Source organism: Synechococcus sp. HIMB2401 (genome assembly GCF_042883245.1).
Classification (GTDB): domain Bacteria; phylum Cyanobacteriota; class Cyanobacteriia; order PCC-6307; family Cyanobiaceae; genus Parasynechococcus.
In genome coordinates, this window is sequence record NZ_JBDJKK010000001.1 from 50,089 (window position 1) to 66,472 (window position 16,384).

General features: G+C 62.0%; 19 protein-coding genes and 1 tRNA gene. 7 read left to right on the forward strand and 13 right to left on the reverse strand.

Annotated features, from left to right (window positions below; all coding sequences use genetic code 11):
• Positions 1-6: 6 nt before the first annotated feature.
• Genes AAXE93_RS00315 through AAXE93_RS00325 form a run of 3 tightly spaced genes read left to right on the forward strand, consistent with a single transcriptional unit; the run spans position 7 to position 2,109 of the window.
• Positions 7-861, forward strand: coding sequence for an ABC transporter permease (locus tag AAXE93_RS00315; RefSeq protein ID WP_186497207.1), 855 nt, complete (start codon positions 7-9; stop codon positions 859-861).
• Positions 862-865: 4 nt separating this feature from the next.
• Positions 866-1,414, forward strand: coding sequence for a hypothetical protein (locus tag AAXE93_RS00320; RefSeq protein ID WP_390127183.1), 549 nt, complete (start codon positions 866-868; stop codon positions 1,412-1,414).
• A gap of 5 nt (positions 1,415-1,419) precedes the next feature.
• On the forward strand, positions 1,420-2,109 hold the full coding sequence (locus tag AAXE93_RS00325) for an N-acetylmannosamine-6-phosphate 2-epimerase (protein WP_390127185.1): 690 nt from the start codon (positions 1,420-1,422) through the stop codon (positions 2,107-2,109).
• Here the strand turns inward: AAXE93_RS00325 and groL are convergent, their stop codons facing one another.
• Positions 2,110-3,789 (reverse strand): chaperonin GroEL, encoded by a 1,680-nt coding sequence (gene groL, locus AAXE93_RS00330; protein WP_390127187.1) that lies wholly within the window; start codon positions 3,787-3,789, stop codon positions 2,110-2,112. It abuts the gene before it with no gap.
• 131 nt (positions 3,790-3,920) lie between these two features.
• Here groL and AAXE93_RS00335 point away from each other — a divergent pair, with 131 nt between their 5' ends.
• Positions 3,921-4,097 carry a hypothetical protein gene (locus tag AAXE93_RS00335; RefSeq protein ID WP_006850012.1) on the forward strand — a complete coding sequence of 59 codons (177 nt, stop codon included), beginning with the start codon at positions 3,921-3,923 and terminating at the stop codon, positions 4,095-4,097.
• A gap of 9 nt (positions 4,098-4,106) precedes the next feature.
• Here the strand turns inward: AAXE93_RS00335 and fabG are convergent, their stop codons facing one another.
• Genes fabG through AAXE93_RS00350 form a run of 3 tightly spaced genes read right to left on the reverse strand, consistent with a single transcriptional unit; the run spans position 4,107 to position 6,807 of the window.
• A complete protein-coding gene (gene fabG, locus AAXE93_RS00340) occupies positions 4,107-4,859 on the reverse strand; it encodes a 3-oxoacyl-[acyl-carrier-protein] reductase (RefSeq protein ID WP_390127190.1) in 753 nt (250 codons plus the stop codon).
• A gap of 47 nt (positions 4,860-4,906) precedes the next feature.
• Positions 4,907-5,962: a potassium channel family protein gene (locus tag AAXE93_RS00345; RefSeq protein WP_390127192.1), complete on the reverse strand. Its 1,056-nt coding sequence runs from the start codon at positions 5,960-5,962 to the stop codon at positions 4,907-4,909.
• Between the two features lie 11 nt (positions 5,963-5,973).
• On the reverse strand, positions 5,974-6,807 hold the full coding sequence (locus AAXE93_RS00350) for a glycosyltransferase family 9 protein (RefSeq protein WP_390127195.1): 834 nt from the start codon (positions 6,805-6,807) through the stop codon (positions 5,974-5,976).
• 72 nt (positions 6,808-6,879) lie between these two features.
• On the opposite strand from AAXE93_RS00350, the gene ispD reads away from it, so the two are divergent.
• The gene (gene ispD / locus AAXE93_RS00355) at positions 6,880-7,560 is read left to right on the forward strand and encodes a 2-C-methyl-D-erythritol 4-phosphate cytidylyltransferase (protein ID WP_115081720.1); all 681 of its coding nucleotides are present in this window, start codon (positions 6,880-6,882) and stop codon (positions 7,558-7,560) included.
• Here ispD and AAXE93_RS00360 read toward each other — a convergent pair.
• A complete protein-coding gene (locus AAXE93_RS00360; RefSeq protein ID WP_390127197.1) occupies positions 7,544-8,428 on the reverse strand; it encodes an LD-carboxypeptidase in 885 nt (294 codons plus the stop codon). The two genes, ispD and AAXE93_RS00360, sit on opposite strands and share 17 nt — an antisense overlap.
• Positions 8,428-9,321, reverse strand: a complete 894-nt coding sequence (locus AAXE93_RS00365; RefSeq protein ID WP_390127199.1) for a 4-hydroxybenzoate polyprenyltransferase — start codon at positions 9,319-9,321, stop codon at positions 8,428-8,430. The genes AAXE93_RS00360 and AAXE93_RS00365 overlap by 1 nt, the downstream gene beginning before the upstream one ends.
• 87 nt (positions 9,322-9,408) lie before the next feature.
• Between AAXE93_RS00365 and AAXE93_RS00370 the strand changes: the two genes are divergently transcribed.
• A complete protein-coding gene (locus AAXE93_RS00370; RefSeq protein ID WP_390128610.1) occupies positions 9,409-11,046 on the forward strand; it encodes a Ppx/GppA phosphatase family protein in 1,638 nt (545 codons plus the stop codon).
• On the opposite strand, the gene AAXE93_RS00375 is transcribed toward AAXE93_RS00370, so the two are convergent.
• From AAXE93_RS00375 to petC, 6 genes are all read right to left on the reverse strand, one after another.
• Positions 11,030-11,806: a helix-turn-helix domain-containing protein gene (locus tag AAXE93_RS00375; protein ID WP_390127201.1), complete on the reverse strand. Its 777-nt coding sequence runs from the start codon at positions 11,804-11,806 to the stop codon at positions 11,030-11,032. The genes AAXE93_RS00370 and AAXE93_RS00375 overlap by 17 nt on opposite strands.
• A gap of 90 nt (positions 11,807-11,896) precedes the next feature.
• Positions 11,897-11,968 (reverse strand) — tRNA-Val (locus AAXE93_RS00380).
• Positions 11,969-11,993: 25 nt separating this feature from the next.
• Positions 11,994-12,755, reverse strand: a complete 762-nt coding sequence (gene cobM, locus AAXE93_RS00385; protein WP_390127203.1) for a precorrin-4 C(11)-methyltransferase — start codon at positions 12,753-12,755, stop codon at positions 11,994-11,996.
• Positions 12,752-13,630: a prolipoprotein diacylglyceryl transferase gene (gene lgt, locus AAXE93_RS00390; RefSeq protein WP_390127205.1), complete on the reverse strand. Its 879-nt coding sequence runs from the start codon at positions 13,628-13,630 to the stop codon at positions 12,752-12,754. Before lgt ends, cobM begins: the two co-directional genes overlap by 4 nt.
• Positions 13,631-13,635: 5 nt before the next feature.
• Positions 13,636-14,571: a cytochrome f gene (gene petA / locus AAXE93_RS00395; protein ID WP_390127207.1), complete on the reverse strand. Its 936-nt coding sequence runs from the start codon at positions 14,569-14,571 to the stop codon at positions 13,636-13,638.
• A gap of 38 nt (positions 14,572-14,609) precedes the next feature.
• Positions 14,610-15,146: a cytochrome b6-f complex iron-sulfur subunit gene (petC, locus tag AAXE93_RS00400; RefSeq protein ID WP_006850760.1), complete on the reverse strand. Its 537-nt coding sequence runs from the start codon at positions 15,144-15,146 to the stop codon at positions 14,610-14,612.
• Positions 15,147-15,193: 47 nt separating this feature from the next.
• On the opposite strand from petC, the gene AAXE93_RS00405 reads away from it, so the two are divergent.
• Positions 15,194-15,610 (forward strand): DUF3067 family protein, encoded by a 417-nt coding sequence (locus tag AAXE93_RS00405; protein ID WP_390127210.1) that lies wholly within the window; start codon positions 15,194-15,196, stop codon positions 15,608-15,610.
• On the opposite strand, the gene tatC is transcribed toward AAXE93_RS00405, so the two are convergent.
• A complete protein-coding gene (tatC, locus tag AAXE93_RS00410; RefSeq protein ID WP_170950543.1) occupies positions 15,591-16,295 on the reverse strand; it encodes a twin-arginine translocase subunit TatC in 705 nt (234 codons plus the stop codon). The genes AAXE93_RS00405 and tatC overlap by 20 nt on opposite strands.
• Positions 16,296-16,384: the final 89 nt, after the last annotated feature.

Below are 16,384 nucleotides of genomic sequence, written 5' to 3' on the forward strand. Positions count from 1 at the left end.
CCAACGATGACTTCCCCAACAGCATCTGTTGCTCTCCAGCAGCAGCAATCCGGAGCCCTCGCTGAGCTCAGCCAGGAAACATTGGCCCTCACCCGGCGCTTGTTTCTTCAGTTGATGCGTCGCCCTTCAACCTTGATCGCCGGGGTTCTGCAACCCCTGATCTGGTTGATTCTCTTCGGTGCATTGTTCGCCAATGCCCCCGAGGGGCTGTTGCCAGGGGGCATGAGCTACGGCCGTTTTCTTGGTGCTGGAGTGATTGTCTTCACAGCCTTCAGCGGTGCTTTGAATGCCGGCCTGCCGGTGATGTTTGATCGTGAATTCGGTTTCCTCAATCGGCTGCTGGTGGCACCGCTGCGAAGCCGCAGTTCAATCGTGCTGGCGTCGGTGATCTACATCACGGCGTTGAGCCTGTTGCAGAGTCTGGCGATCATGGGTACGGCAGCAGTGCTCGGTTACGGATGGCCCGGCATCAGTGGCCTGGCCCTGGTGCTGGTGACGCTGCTGCTTCTGGTTTTCGCTGTGACGGCCCTCAGCCTCGGACTGGCCTTCGCTTTGCCGGGGCACATCGAGTTGATCGCTGTGATTTTTGTGGCCAACCTGCCGTTGCTGTTTGCCAGCACGGCCTTGGCCCCGTTGTCATTCATGCCCACCTGGCTGGGCTGGCTTGCGGCCTTGAATCCCCTTACCTTCGCGATAGAACCCATTCGAGCGGCTTACCAGGGTCCTCTGGATCTTTCGGCCGTTCTGCTGGAGGCCCCCTATGGGGATGTCACCGGCACCAGTTGCCTGCTGATCCTTCTGGTCCTCACCATCGGGCTGTTTCTTGCGATTCGCCCTCTACTCAACCGCAAACTTTCCTGAATCCGTGCTCTCTTCTCCGTTCCAGCAGCCATCACCTCGACAGAACGCTCTGGCCCAACAGATCCAGGAGGCCCGAACCTCAGGTGATCAGGCCTTGCTCGCGGGTCTGATCAGTCAGTGGGTTCACCGTTATGGGTTTGACGGAGCAGCTGAGCTTGATCTGAGTTTGCCGGAACCTTCAGCTTCGAAGCATGGGTTCAGTTCCGCGCCGATGCCTGTCGCAGAGGAGGAGATTGCTCCTGAAGACGACGTTTTGGTTGAGAACGAGGTGGATGGTCAGGTCGAAGTGGTTGCTGAGGACGAGGTGGTCGTTGAAGAAGAGGAGCAGATTGCGGCTGAAGACGACGTGTTGATTGAGAACGAGGGGATGCCGAACGGGGTGGTCGCTGAAGAAGAACCGATCGTCGAAGAGGACGAGAGTGCAGCTGAAGAAAAGCCGCTTCAACGCAGCTTTGCGGCGGCGCCTGTGCCTGCCCCGCCGATCAGCACGCCCCGTTCGCTGCGGCGTTGGCTTCCCCGCCGGGAGGATGACGCTTTCCCCAAGGCGTCCTGAACAGCATGATTCCTAACCCTGAATCCCTGGATCAGGGCCTGATCGTTTCGGTGCAGGCCCCCCAGGGTTCGCCGATGCGCGATCCCGATGTGATCGCAGCCATGGCGGATGCAGCCCTGCGCAATGGTGCTGTGGGTGTGCGCTTGGAAAGCCCTGAACACATCGGTGCTGTGCGTCGGCGCTGTCCGGATGCCTTGATCATCGGCCTCTGGAAATGCACGTTCCCGGACAGCTCTGTGTACATCACCCCTGGCTGGAAAGAAATTCAGGCGGTGTGGTCTGCGGGGGCCGATGTGATCGCGATTGATGCCACAGCCCGTCCGCGGCCTGCAGGGCAGGACCTGGCCGCGTTGATCCAGCGCAGCCGTGATGAGCTGAGAGCTCCGCTGATGGCTGATGTGGATTCGCTCGAGAACGGTCTGCGCGCAGCCGAGCTGGGCTGTGACTGGGTTGGGACCACGCTCTATGGCTACACAGAAGACACGGCACAGCAGTGCCCCCCTGCGTTTGATCTGCTCCCCCCACTTCGCGCTGAACTTGCCAGCTCGGTTCGTCTGATCTGTGAGGGGGGGATTGCCTCTCCAGCGGATGCACGGTTGGCATTGCAGGCCGGAGCCGACACCGTTGTGGTGGGGACGGCGATCACCGGAGTGGACCTCCAGGTGATCGCCTATCGCCAGGGAATGATCAGCTGATCACATCATCCCGGGCATGCCCATGCCGCCCATTCCGGGCATGCCCATGCCACCCATTCCGCCCATGCCACCCATGGGGTCTCCGTCTCCGGCGGGAGCTGGTGCAGGGGGTTCCGGCTTGTCGGCAATCACAACCTCGGTGGTGATCAGCAGAGAAGCGATCGAAATCGAATCTTGCACGGCCAAGCGCACCACCTTGGCGGCATCAACGATGCCAGCAGCCATCAGGTCTTCGTAGGCACCACTGAGGGCATTGAATCCCTGGCCGCTGCTGCGCATGCCCGCGATCACAACGTCACCGTTCTGACCGGCATTGGTGGCGATCTGATGAATCGGCGCCGTCAGTGCCCGCTGCACGATCTCAACGCCGGTGCGCTGGTCGCCGTTCAGCGATGAAGCCAGGGCGTCCAGGCTGTCGGAGAGTTGCAGCAACGTGCTGCCGCCTCCGGCAACGATGCCCTCCTCGACGGCGGCACGGGTGGCATTCAGGGCATCCTCGATCCGCAGTTTGCGGTTCTTCAGTTCCGTTTCCGTCGGTGCACCGACCTTGATCACAGCCACGCCGCCGGCCAGCTTGGCGATTCTCTCCTGGAGTTTTTCGCGGTCGTAGTCGGATTCAGTGGCCTCCAGCTCACGTCGGATCGCGCCGACGCGCTCGCTCACCGCCTGGCGATGGTCGTCGGTGGCGACGATAGTGGTGCTCTCCTTGCTGATGGTGACGCGGCGGGCTTTGCCGAGATCCTCAAGGGTCACTTTGTCGAGGGTCATCGCCTTGTCTTCGCTGATCAGCGTCCCGCCCGTGAGGATGGCGATATCGGCGAGGGCTGCCTTGCGGCGTTCGCCAAAGGAGGGTGCCCGAACAGCTGCTACCTGCAGAACCCCACGGCTCTTGTTCATCACCAGGGTGGCGAGGGCTTCGCCTTCCACTTCCTCAGACAGGATCAGCAGGGGGGAACCACTCTTCTGAACGGTTTCCAGAACGGGGACCAGATCCGTGATCGTGCTGATCTTGCGATCCGTCAGCAGGATCAGGGGGTTTTCAAATTCACAGACCTGACGCTCGGCATCCGTCACGAAGTAGGGGGAGCTGTAGCCCCGGTCGAAGGCCATGCCTTCGGTGATTTCCAGTTCCGTTGCCAGAGACTTCGATTCCTCAACGGTGATCACCCCATCGGTGCTCACCTTGTGCATCGCCTCCGCGATCATCCGACCGACTTCGTCGTCACCGCCGGAGCTCACTGTGGCCACCTGACGAATGGCATCGCCGGCGACAGGTTGGCTCCGCTTGCCCAGTCCCGCCACGATCTGTGCTGCGGCTTTCTCGATGCCACGGCGAAGTTCCACGGGGCTTGCTCCCGCAGCGGTGTTGCGCAGACCTTCCTTCACCATGGCCTGAGCCAAAATGGTTGCAGTCGTGGTGCCGTCACCGGCCTTGTCCTTGGTCTTCGAGGACACCTGCTGCATCAGCTTGGCGCCGAGGTTTTCGAACGGGTCGTCCAGTTCGATGACGCGTGCGATTGAGTCGCCGTCATTGACGATGTCGGGTGCGCCGAATTTCTGCTCGAGCACAACGTTGCGACCGCGGGGGCCGATCGTGACGCGCACTGCATTGGCGAGTGCGTCAACACCCCGCTCGAGGGCGCTGCGGGATTCGTCAGAGAAGGAAAGGAGTTTGGCCATAGTCGCGGGCACGCCGTTGGTCACTGTCCCACAGCGATGTGGCCCTCGTGGAGAGGCGTTGTGGTGGGGAAAGCCGAATGGTTGGGGTCTGCCGGGATGCCGCTGTCAAATGAACTGATTAGGGTCCGCTTATGGGTGAATCCGGAGCGCTCTTTTTTGTTCTGATGGCGGGGCTGGCCGGTTCGATGGCCCTGGTTTACGTGCCCCTGCGCATCTTTCTCACCGCCACTGCCCGCAGCCGTCGGTTACGTCTGCTCCAGCGCATCCGCCGCCTGCGGGATGAGTTGGCCCAACCCCTTGATTCCTGATCCTGAGGGTCAGGCCATCACCATGCCGCCATCCACCTGCAGCACCTGGCCTGTGATGTAGGCCGCGGCTGGGTCGGCGGCAAGGAAGCGCACGGCACCGGCCACCTGCTCCTGGGTGCCAAAGGTTCCCAGGGGGATGTCTTTGAGGATGGCCTCCGCATCGAGGTCCTTGGTCATGTCTGTGGCAATGAAACCCGGAGCCACAGCGTTCACGGTGATGCCACGGCTGGCGAGCTCTTTGGCGGTGCTGCGGGTGAGACCGATGACGCCCGCTTTGGCGGCGGCGTAGTTGGCCTGCCCTGCGTTCCCCATCAGCCCCACAACGGAGGTGATGTTGATGATCCGACCGCTCTTCTGTTTGAGCATCGGGCGTGCCACGGCTCGCGTGCAGAGGAACACACCACTGAGGTTGAGGTCGATCACCGATTGCCAATCGTCGGTTTTCATCCGCATCAGCAGGCCGTCCCGCGTGATGCCGGCGTTGTTCACCAACACATCCAAACGGCCGCTGCGCTCCAGCACCGTCTTGATCAGGCCATCCACCTCAGCCTCAACCGACACGTTTGCTTGCAGGGCATAGGCCTTGCCCCCTGCTGTGGTGATGGCAGCGACAACTTCATCGGCTGCGGCGGCGGAATTGGAGTAATTCACAACCACCTCTGCACCAGATTCGCCCAGGGCCAGGGCGATGGCCCGGCCGATGCCGCGACCTCCTCCCGTCACCAGGGCGGTCTGTCCGGCAAGAGAAGCGCTGGGAGACATGGGGGCACCGTTGATCGGAGGATCGTACGGAGCCGTCGTCATCCAACTCAACCCGGCATGGTTTCAATCGTGTCGACGGCCTCCCCAAGCAACGACTGAAAGGTGGCGAGCTGGGTTTTGCTTCCCAGCACAATCAGAAGTTGCCCCGGTGCCATTTGGGTGTCGCCGCCTGGATTGGCGATCAGCTTTCCGTTCTCCCGGATCGCCAGCACCATGGCCCCGCTGCGACGGCCCAGCTCCAGTTCCGCCAGGCTCCGTCCGCGGATCTCCCTCAGGTGAAGAGGGTCGTGACTCAGCTGGAATTCCTCGATTTCATAGTCGGAACCCGCCAACAGCTCCATGAAGTTGAGGGCCAGCGGTCGCAGCGCTGAAGCGGCCATCACCCGACCACCGGCCACATAGGGACTGACCACCACAGCGGCGCCCGCCAGCCGCAGCTTTGAGGCGGCTTCATCGCTGTTGGCTCGGGCAATCAAGCGGCAATCCGGTCGTAGGTCCTTGGCGCTGAGGATCACGTACAGATTGGAGGCATCGCTGGGTAGGGCTGCCACGAGGCTGCAGCAGCGTTCCAGACCTGCTTCCAGCAGGGTTTCATCGAGGGTTGCATCGGCCTGAAGCACCCAGAGGCCATTCTCGTCTGCCACTGCCTTTCGCTCTGGATCGGTTTCGATCACCACGAGGGGCACCGCATCCCGTTGCAGTTGGGCTGCAATCTCCTGCCCGATCCGGCCGTAGCCGCAGAGAATCACGTGGTCGTGAAGGCCTTCCAGCATGCGGAGAAAGCGGAATTCCCGCAGTCTGCGGAAATATCCCGATTCCTTCAGCCCGAGAACGCGTTGGATGGCCAGTTGCACAACCACCAAGCCACCCACCACGATCAAGACGGTGACCAAGCGGCCTGGAGGCGAAAGGGGGGCAACTTCTCCAAAGCCGATGGTGCTGATGGTGATCAGCACCATCCAGAGGCAATCGCCCCAGTCCCATCCCTCCGTGATCCGATAACCGAGGGCACCCGCGAAGATCACAGCACTCAGGGCACTGATGGGCCCCCTCCATGGAGCCGTGATCAGCTTCAGCTGTCCCCTGGCTCGGCGCCGCCTCATCGGACGTCTCCTCAGAAACCGAGGGCCGTCAGCACATCACTGCTCTGCAGCGTGGTGAGCTCCTGAGGGCCGCCGAGGCAGCGGATCTCCTGGCGCTCGGGAAGGTCTGCGGCCTCGGCTCCGAGGGCAACCAGGGGGGTTCCGCAATAGGCCGCCAGGCGCTGGGACACTGGGCAGCTGCTGAGCACGACATCGGCATTGGCCACAAAGGCCGCCCGTTTGTTCAGGCTGAGCTCGGCTGGCAGCACCATGCTGCGCAGCGCCGGTAAGCGGCTTTTGATCGTTTCAGGCAGCTTGTGCCATTCCGCCGCAGGCCAGTCATTCCCCTGGCCGGATGGAGACAGCAGCAGCAGGGGGCCGTCACCGCTGGGCAGTGCTTCACGGGCTTCCTTAAGAGCCTCTGCCGCCAGGGGTAGGCGGAACTGATCGGCCTCGAGATCAAGGCCCAGGGCCTGAAGGAAGGGGTTGAGACGCTGCGCCGTCCAGCCGGGACCGACGCTGACTTGGTCGGTGCAGGCAAATCCCTCAACCGCCAACCGTTTGGGGATATGGCTCATCGACAGCATCAGGTTCACCTGCTGCCCTTCAGCGAAGTTGATGCAGATCTGAAAGTCGGGTTCGCGAACACAACCGAGCAGGTTGGCCCAGTCCGCAAGGGTGGGGTTGGCCTCGAAGCTGAACGGCAACAGCTTGTCCAGGCACGGCAGAAGCTTCCATGGAGCTGCCTGCTGGGGGTCACAGGCCACCTGCAGGTTGGCGTTGAGCTTCTGGCAGATGTCGGCCAGAGCCGGTAGACGGTCCAGCTGGTCTTCGAGCGAACCCGGGCTCAGGGCAAGAACTCGCATGCAGCGCCGCCATCCATGGTGCGAGCTGATTGTATGGAGGTCGTTTACGCCTGTCTGGGGCAGGAGTCGATTGTGCATCTGTTGATTGCTGCGGCGGGAAGCGGTCGGCGCATGGGTGCGGATCGCAACAAGCTGCTGCTGCCGTTGGCCGGACGCCCCGTCATTGCCTGGACCCTGGAGGCGGCCCTGCGTTCCGAGCGGATCGAATGGATCGGGATCGTCGGCCAGGAGGTCGATCGAGAGGCCATCCTTGCGGTGCTGGATGCACCCAGCAAGCCGGTGCACTGGATCCAGGGCGGCAGCACGCGGCAGGAGTCGGTGCTTTGTGGTTTGGCGGGGTTGCCGGAGCAGGCTCGGCACGTCTTGATTCATGACGGCGCCCGCTGTTTGGCTGAACCGGAGTTGTTTGATCGCTGTGCAGCTGTGGTGGAGGCCGGCACGGCGCTGATTGCTGCAACGCCGGTGAGCGACACGATCAAGCGCGTGGGATCTGATGGTGTGATTTGTGAGACGCCTGATCGATCGGAGCTTTGGGCTGCGCAGACGCCGCAGGGCTTTGCCGTTGATCAGCTGCGTCGCGGCCACGCTGAGGCGGTTGCCCAGGGCTGGACGGTCACCGACGATGCGTCGTTGTATGAGCGTCTGGGGTGGCCTGTGCAGGTCTTGGATGCCGGCCCCGCCAACATCAAGGTCACCACACCGTTTGACCTCACCGTGGCGGAGGCCGTGCTCGCCCTCAGGTCAGCAGGCTGAGCCGGCCTTTTTTGCCGTCCAGGCGTGCCATCGCCCCCATGGGCAGGGCTGCGTTTCCGGATCGGTGACCAACGGGCAGGTCCATCACTCTGGGAATGCCGAGATCGGCCGTGCGTTCCTCAAGAACCTGCTCAAGGTTGAAGCTTTCGGAGGCGTCTCTGGTTTCATCGGCGCACCCTTCGAAATTGCCAAATGCCAGACCCGCCAGGCCCTGCAAGCTGCCATTCAGCCTCCACTGAGTCAGCATCCGATCAATGCGGTAAGGCGCTTCACCCACGTCCTCCAGCACCAGAACGGCTCCCTTGAGGGGGGGCACGAAACGGCTTCCCAACAGGTGGGTGGCCACGGTCAGATTGGCCACGAGCAGGGGACCGCTTCCCACCCCGCCGCCACCACCCCGACCTTGCAGGTCAGGAACGGTGTTGCCGAAGAGCAGGTAGCGCAAGCGGTCTCGGCTCCATTGCGGTTCCTCCGCAAGTGTTGTGAGCAAGGGGCCATGGATGCCCCCCGCAAACCCTGCTGCCTGGCGGGCCCAGAGCAGAGCTGTCACGTCGGAAAAGCCCAACAGCCAGCCGCTCTGCCAGCGGATGGGCTGCTCCAGGAGCCGAGCAGCCCCCCATCCACCGCGGGCACAGGCGAGCAGCGCTGCCGGTTCTGCCGGATGCAGATCGGCATGGCGCGTGTCATCGCGCCCTGCGAAGTAGCCCCAACGTCGGCTGGCCAAGGTCTGGGGTTGAACATCGAGGCCCCAGCTCTGAAGGACCGCAATGCCCTCCTGCAGCTTGATGTCGTCCTGCAGGGCTGAACTGGCGGCCACACAGGCCACACGGTCTCCAGTGCGGAGCGGAGGAGCCGGGGTGATGCGCATCAGGCTCCCCATCCCCTGGCCAGAACCAGGCCGAGCCAGAGCAGCGTCCCTGCCTGCACCTGCTGGGCAAAGTGCTTCCCGTAGGTGCCCATGGAGGCATCTTGTTTCTTCAAGGGGTTGCAGCTGAGCTGCATGAAGACGGCGGCAAGCAACCAGAGAGGCCAGAACGGTGCTGGGATCTGAGCCGACCATGCCGCTATGGCAAGGGTGATGGCTGTAACGAGGTAGCAGCCCCGCACCACAGGAACCACGCGGGATCCGAGGCTCAGGGCGCTGCTGCGCAGGCCGAGGCGGGCATCGTCACGTCGGTCGGCCATGGCATAGACCGTGTCGAAGCCGAAGGTCCAGACCACGGTTGCCAGCCAACTGCACACCAGGGCAGGACTCCCGCTCAAGGAGGCCGTTGCTGCGGCCCAGGGGATCAGCACCGCGAAGCCCCAGCACAGCGCCAAGACCGCCTGGGGGAAGGCGAACCACCGCTTTGCCGATGGATAGCCGAGGATCGGCAGCACGGCCGTGCTGGCCAAGGCGAGACAGAGCCCGAGGCTGGCGGCCGGCAGACTCAGCACAACAGCCAGGCTGAGGCCCAGCAAGATCAGCAGCAGAGCGAAGGCTGGCCCTCGCTGCAGCGCACCTTTGGCCAGAGGCCGATGTTGTGTGCGTTCCACCTGGCCGTCGAAGCGCTGGTCCCACAGGTCATTGGCGATGCAGCCTGCTCCGCTCACCGCCAGGCCCCCCAGAAGGATCTGCAGGATCAGCACAACACTGGGAGGAGCGCTTGGATTCAGCCAGAGGGCCCAGCCTGCTGGGATCAGCAGAATCAGCCGGCCGGTGGGTTTGTTCCAGCGGAGCAGTTCGATCCAGGGCTGAAGACGGGCAGAGCTGCTGATCACAATCAACGGGATTTGAAGAACCCTAGTCAGGGCCCGATGGCCTCGGCCGTCAGTGTCAGAGTGGATTTCATTGCCGCTCTGACGTTGATGCTGGATGCCAAGGCCCCAGCCCAGCCAACGGAACAGAACAATGGCGCGTCGCAGGCAGTGAACGCTGATCAGCGTCGGATCGCCGCCATCGATATCGGGACCAATTCCTTTCATCTTCTGGTGGCAGCCGTTGATCCGAAGCTGCGCACGTTTCGGATCATCCAGGCCGAAAAGGCCACCACGCGTCTGGGGGAGCGTGATCCCGAGACCGGTGAGCTGACCGCGGCAGCTATGAAACGGGGGCTGGAAACCCTTCGCCAGTTCAGAGATCTCGCCGCCAGTCACCGGGTTGAGCAGATCGTCACAGCGGCGACGAGTGCCGTTCGAGAAGCACCCAATGGTCGCGATTTCCTCCAGACCATCCTCGACGATCTGGGGATGGAGGTGGATTTGGTCAGCGGCCCCGAGGAGGCACGGTTGATCTATCTGGGCGTCCTCTCAGGAATGCCGTTTGGAGACCGTCCGCATCTTCTGCTCGATATCGGCGGTGGCTCCACGGAACTGATCCTTGCCGATGGTCGTGATGCCCGCGCCCTGACCAGCACTCGTGTGGGGGCTGTGCGACTCCAGCGGGACTTTGTTCGGGATGATCCGATGCCCCCTCAACGGCGGTCATTCCTGCAGGCCTTCATTCAGGGGTCGCTTGAACCTGCTGTCGACAAAGTGCGTCGCAGGATCAAACCCGGTGAAACTCCTGTTTTGGTAGCCACCAGCGGCACGGCGATGGCGATTGGCTCCCTTGCGGCGAGTGAAGAGGAGCGCCCACCCCGCAAATTGCATGGGTACCGCGTCACCCGGCAGAGCCTGAAGCAGGTGGTTGATCGTTTGATCACGATGACTCCTGCGCAGCGACGGGAGTTGGCTCCCATCAACGATCGTCGGGCCGAAATCATCGTTCCCGGTGCGCTGATCCTGCAAACCACCATGAAGATGCTCGGTGTGGCGGAGTTCGTGCTCAGTGAGCGGGCGCTCAGGGAAGGTTTGATCGTTGATTGGATGCTTCGCCAGGGTCTTCTGGAAGACCGCTTCAGCTTTCAGAGCAGCATTCGGCAGCGCACTGTGCTCCATCAGGTGCAGCGCTTTGCGGTGAACCAGAGCAGGGCTGAACGGGTTGCCAGCCATGCCCTAAGCCTCTACGACGCCACGCGAGGCGTGATGCATGACGACAGTGGCGAAGGGCGTGAATTGCTTTGGGCTGCCGCCATGCTCCATACCTGTGGCCAGCACATCAACATCAGCGCTTACCACAAGCACACCTGGTACTTGATTCGTCATGGTGAGCTGCTGGGCTATTCCGAGGCGGAGCACTTGATGGTGGCGGCCATTGCCCGCTATCACCGCCGCAGCCTGCCGAAGAAACGCCATGAGTCCTGGCAGCTTGTGGCCACCCGAGACAACCGTCGCTGTGTTCATCAGATGGCCCTGCTGCTGCGCTTGGCCGCGGCTCTGGATCGCAGGCCTGAGCCGGTGATCTCAGCACTCCGTATTCATGCGGTGAAGGGAAGTCTGGATCTGGAGATCGTCCCTGAGCGGGTCAACCAGAACGTCAGCCTTGAACAGTGGAGCTTGGAGGGCTGCGCTGAGGTGGTGAAGGAGGCGGTTGGCGTGAATCTGCGCGTCAGGGTGCAGGGCTGAGCGGGATCCAGCGGATGTCATCCACAGCGCCAAGGGTGCGTGTCTCGGCGTCGGGAGAACTGAGCTGCACCAGATCAGGCCGGCCGGCGTAGATCTCCACCAGGTCAGGATTGTCAATCCTGCGCTCACCGTTCAGCAGCCCTTCGAATTTCACAACTCCCTCACGCCGTAGGGCGATCCAGCTGGGTTCGCTGCTGCTGATCGTGAGGCCCAGGTCGGCCGTTGGTGGCGCTGAAACGATGAGGGCATCGCGCTCATCTGCAACCTTGGTCACCTCCAGATCGGTTTCGCTTGGCTCAAGGGTTGGATTGGCAGGTTTCAACCCCTGGGCGAAGCGCGTCAACTCGGAGGCGTTGCTCCACACAACAAAGCCAAGGCCAGCAAGCCCGGCGAGGGCCACGAGGGGAAGTGGATTGAATGTTCTTCGGTTCTGAGGAGCGATGCCCCGCGGTGTTGTCCAGGGAGTCGCCCGTTTGGGCGGTTTGGTGGTGAGGGGGCCGAGGGTTTGAACCATGGCATCAGCATCCAAACCCAGATGCGAACTGATCCGGCGCACCATGGCCTTGATGAACACGGGTTCAGGCAGTTCGGTTTGATCGCCCCGTTCCAGTGCTGCCAGTTGCTCCTCGCCCATGTGCAGCTGGCTGGCGAGTTGGTTCTGGCTCAGGCTCGCAGCAGCCCGCGCCTCGGCCAACTGTCGCCCTGCTTCAACCAGGCCCGTGGCTTTGCCCTGGTCGTCCGCAAGACTCCGCTCGTTCATCAATGGGTCGATCGACCTCGTTCAAAGCTGAACTTAGGCCGATCCCACAGTGCAGTCAGCAACTAAGGGATTAAATCCCATCAAAAAATATGGGCGATACTGGATTCGAACCAGTGACCCCTTCCGTGTGAAGGAAGTGCGCTACCACTGTGCTAATCGCCCGCACAAAACGATCCTAAACCACCGCCTATTGGGGTTTCGGACGGAACAGGTGGTCGTGGTCAGGCGAGTAAAGCCGTGAGCGCTGGGGACCACCGGCAAGGGCAGGACTCACCACATAAAGCGTTGTGCGAATCAGATTGCGTTCCCGACTCAACGCACCCATCTCCCTGAGAGGGACAACGGTGAGCATCTGATCAGGCCAACTCACCCGATGTCCGATGGCCACGGGCGTGTCGGCGGGGTAGTGCTCCAGAAGGGTGGTTTGCACCTCTTCAACGTGTCGTGCACTCAAATAGATGCAAAGGCTGGCGCGCAGGGCGGCCAGCCGATCCAGCTGTTCCCGTTCCGGCACGCCGGTGCGACCCCCAGCGCGACTGAGAACAATGGTTTGCACCACGCCTGGGAGGGTGAGTTCGCTGGCGAGTCCGGCGGCTGCCGCTTGGTAGGCGCTTATCCCGGGAATCACTTCCACAGGGATTTCGGCGTCGCTTAGGGCGCAGATCTGTTCATTGATCGCGCTGTAGAGCGCCGTATCTCCATCGTGGAGCCGCACCACCCGTTTGCCCTGGCGCTGCCGGTCGATGAGCAGTGGGATCAGCTCTTCAAGCGTGGTCGTGCTGGTGCGGATGCGTTCGCAATCCGCCGGCGCCAGATCGGCAATGGCTGGACAGACCAGTGAATCTGTCCAGATCAGCACGTCGGCTTTGTTCAGACGGTCAGCCGCGCGAAGAGTGAGCAGGTCTGGAGCACCGGGGCCTGCGCCGACGAAACTGACAACGTGACTCAACTGCGTTGGCCTGATGGATCAGGCAGGGGTCGCTTCCGTTGATATAGCCACCAAAGCCCCAGTACGCCGAATGCGACCAGGGTGCAACTCATCAATTGAGCGATGCGGATTCCCCCGTCGCAAGCCGGTGGAAGCGAACCGATGCAGAGAGGATCAATGCGCAGACCTTCGATCCAGACACGGCCAAGGCTGTAGCCCACCAAGTACACACAACTCATGGCGCCCGATGGGAGCATCCCAGGAGCTTTGAGTCCGCGGCGAAAGAGCAGCATCAACAGTCCGAAGAGCAGCAGGTTCCAGATCGATTCGTAGAGGAACGTCGGGTGGAAAAATTCCGACGTGCTGTACATCACGGGGCGGCTCTGCGCCGGGATGAACAGCTTCCACGGCAGGTCAGTTGGAACCCCGAAGGCCTCGGAATTGAAGAAATTCCCCCAGCGACCGATGGCCTGTCCCAAGGCCACGGAGGGAACCAACACATCCAGCACATCCCAAAAGGGTTGCCGGCGCCAGCGGCAGAACAGGATCAGCGTGATTGTTCCCGCCAGCAAAGCACCGTGGATGGCGATCCCTCCTTCCCAGATGGCCAGGGCCTTGAGCGGGTTGGAGGCGTAGTTGTGCCACTCGAAGGCCACGTAGTAAATCCGTGCTCCGATCACGGCAAACAACACGAGCACGGGCAGCAGATCGCTGACCAGGCCGTTCTCCAGCTGTCGAAGCTTGGCCAGTCGGCTGGAGAGGTTCAGTCCAATCAAGACGGCTGTTGCAATCAGCAGTCCGTACCAACGCAGGGGAAGGAACCAGTTTTGGGTGTGAGGCAAAAATTCCCCTGGCGACTGGAAGGTCGCCAGGGGAAACAGGGCTTCAACAGCCATAGCGATCAGAAGTTGCCTTCAGCGGCCTGAACCTTTTCGATCTGCTTCTTCTTCAGCACCAGCATGATCTGAGCCAGAGCCACCGCCGCGAAGAAGGCGAGCAGGCCGTAGATCCGAACGGGGTTCTGCAGAACAATCTCTGCGTCCACCTGGCCGAAGCCGCCCACGTTGGGGTCGTTGGTAAGGGCAGCACCGGCTTCGATGCTGTCACCAACGCTGACCAGAACTTCAGGACCAACCGGAATGGTCTCGCTCACGCTGCTGCCGTCAGCAGCCTTGATGCTGACCACGCTGGCGCCGTTGTCGCCGGGTTCGATGGAGGCAATGGTGCCGCTGGCAGGAGCCGTGTAGACGGTGTTGTTGCTCTTCTCACCGGTGGGATACACCTGGCCACGGCCACGGTTGCCACCCACGTGGATCTGGTACTTGCCGAAGTGGATGTTGCTGTCGGTGGCCGGATCAGGAGACAGCACAGGGAAGACGATCTCTTGGTGCTCATCACCAGGAATAGGTCCCACCAGCAGGATGTTGGGCTGGTCGTCGCTGTACTGGGTGAAATAGACGCCTTCTGTTTCTTCCTTGATCTCGTCGGTCCAGCGGTCCTGAGGAGCCAGGGTGAAGCCATCAGGAAGCATCACAACAGCGCCTACCTGCAGACCCACATCGCTGCCGTCGGCACCGATCTCCTGCAGGCCCTTTTCGTAAGGAACCTTGACGCTGGCGGTGAAGACGCTATCGGGGAGGACCGATTGAGGAACTTCAGCCTGGGTCAGCTTTTTGGCCAGGTGGCAGTTGGCGCAAACAATCTTGCCGGTGGCTTCCCTGGGGCTGTCGTAATTCTGTTGAGCCCAGAAGGGATACGCCCAGCTGGCAGCCGGAGCGATCAGCAGAGCCAGTCCGATGACCAGCGATCCAAGGAAAAGCGAGAGGTGACGACGCATGGGACGGTGAGGGGATGCAGGCGTAGGGAAAGGAAAAATCAGGCCCACCAGGGCTTATCACCAGTTCGGAAGTCGGTCTCGGTCCACTGGCTCACGAACACGTTGTCGTTCTCTACGCTGACGTTCGCCAGGGCCAGGGAGAGAGGGGCAGGGCCACGGACGACTTTGCCGGTGGCGTCGTACTGACTGCCGTGACAGGGGCACATGAACTTGTTGGCGCCGCTGTTCCAGGGAACAACGCAACCGAGGTGGGTGCAGATGGCGTTGATGCCGTAGCTGCCGATGGCGTCTTCGCCTTCAACGATCAAATAGGTGGGATCGCCTTTGAGGCCCTGCACCAGGCTGCGATCGCCCTCGGGGTGGCTGGAGAGCCAGCCGCTGGCTGTGATCGGGTTGCCCAGCTCATCCTTGGCGCTGGTGCCACCGCCACTGCCCGCGGCCTTGGGGGGGATGAAGTAATTCGCTACCGGGTAGAGGGCTCCCAGGGCCACACCGGTGACGGAGCCGAACGTCAGCAGATTCATGAACTGCCGACGACCCATTCCGGGCACATCGCTCGAGGAGAGTTGGGTCATGGCGGACGTTCATCCAGCTCGGATTGGCGACCATTATGGATGCTTAAGTGCCTGTCAAGCTTTGCAACGACAGGCGTCTACCTGTCCCTGCCGCCCCTGCTTCTGTGCTTGATATCGCCAACTCCATGCCCGAGCCGCCGCTCAGTGTTGACGAGGTGATGGCCTGTCTACGCCAGCGCTGGCGGGCGACTTACGACCTTCAGCTGGTGGTTCGACGCCGTCGTTTGTACCTCCAGGTGATGTGGGCTTATCTCGAGCAACAGTCGTTTCCGATGGACCTTGAGGCCTATCGGCAGCATCTCGGTGAGGTGCTGGATGTTGTGAATCGTCTTGGTTTGGCGGGTGAGGTGCGCCAATGGCTCGGTTTCACCCGCGACAAACCCCGTCTTGGTAAGGCGTTGAGTCTTCCGCTGGAGGCGACAGGGCCGGAAGCGGAAACGCTGATCAAGGAGTTTCTGGTCTGAAGGATTCGGTCAGGGCCACCAGGCCGACGCCGATCAGGAACAGTGCCGTGATCGCTCCAGCCAGCAGCAGCATCGTGATCGGATCGGTGGATGGCGTCAGCACCGCTCCAGCCAGGGCTGAACCCAGCACAACCCAGCGCCAGGCCCCAAGCATCGGCCTCCAGCGCACCAGCCCCAGGGCCCCGAGGAGCAGTTGCAGAACAGGGAGCTGAAACGCCAGCCCGGTGGCCAGCATCAGCAGCAGAACAAAATCCAGATAACGCTCGATCGACCAGAGCGGCTCCACCACATCGGCGCCGTAGCTCACCAGAAAACGAAGGGCGGCTGGCACCAGGGCCCACCAGGCAAAGGCCAGGCCCGCCATGAACAGAACCGCGGAGCCAGCGACGGCAGGGGCGATCAGGCGTCGTTCGCGGATCGTCAGGCCCGGCAGCACAAAGGCCAGGATCTGAAACAGCACATAGGGCAGGGCCAGGGTGAGGCCGGCGTAGCCGGCTACCTTCAGCGAGACGAATAAAAACTCGCCCGGTGCCAGTTGAAGGAAATGAATTCCGCTGGCTGGCGCTTCCAGCAGGCGCACCAGAGGTTTAACCCCCAGCAGGCAGGTCAGCGCTGCAACAACAACGGCCAGCAAGCTGCGCAGAACCCGTTGACGTAGTTCCTCAAGGTGATCCACCAGAGGCATCTCCACCTCATTCGGCAGATCGGCATCGCCAGGTGCCCTCCCAATGCGAATGGGCGGTGGTGGCTGCAGAGCTGGGGGACCTTCGGGGC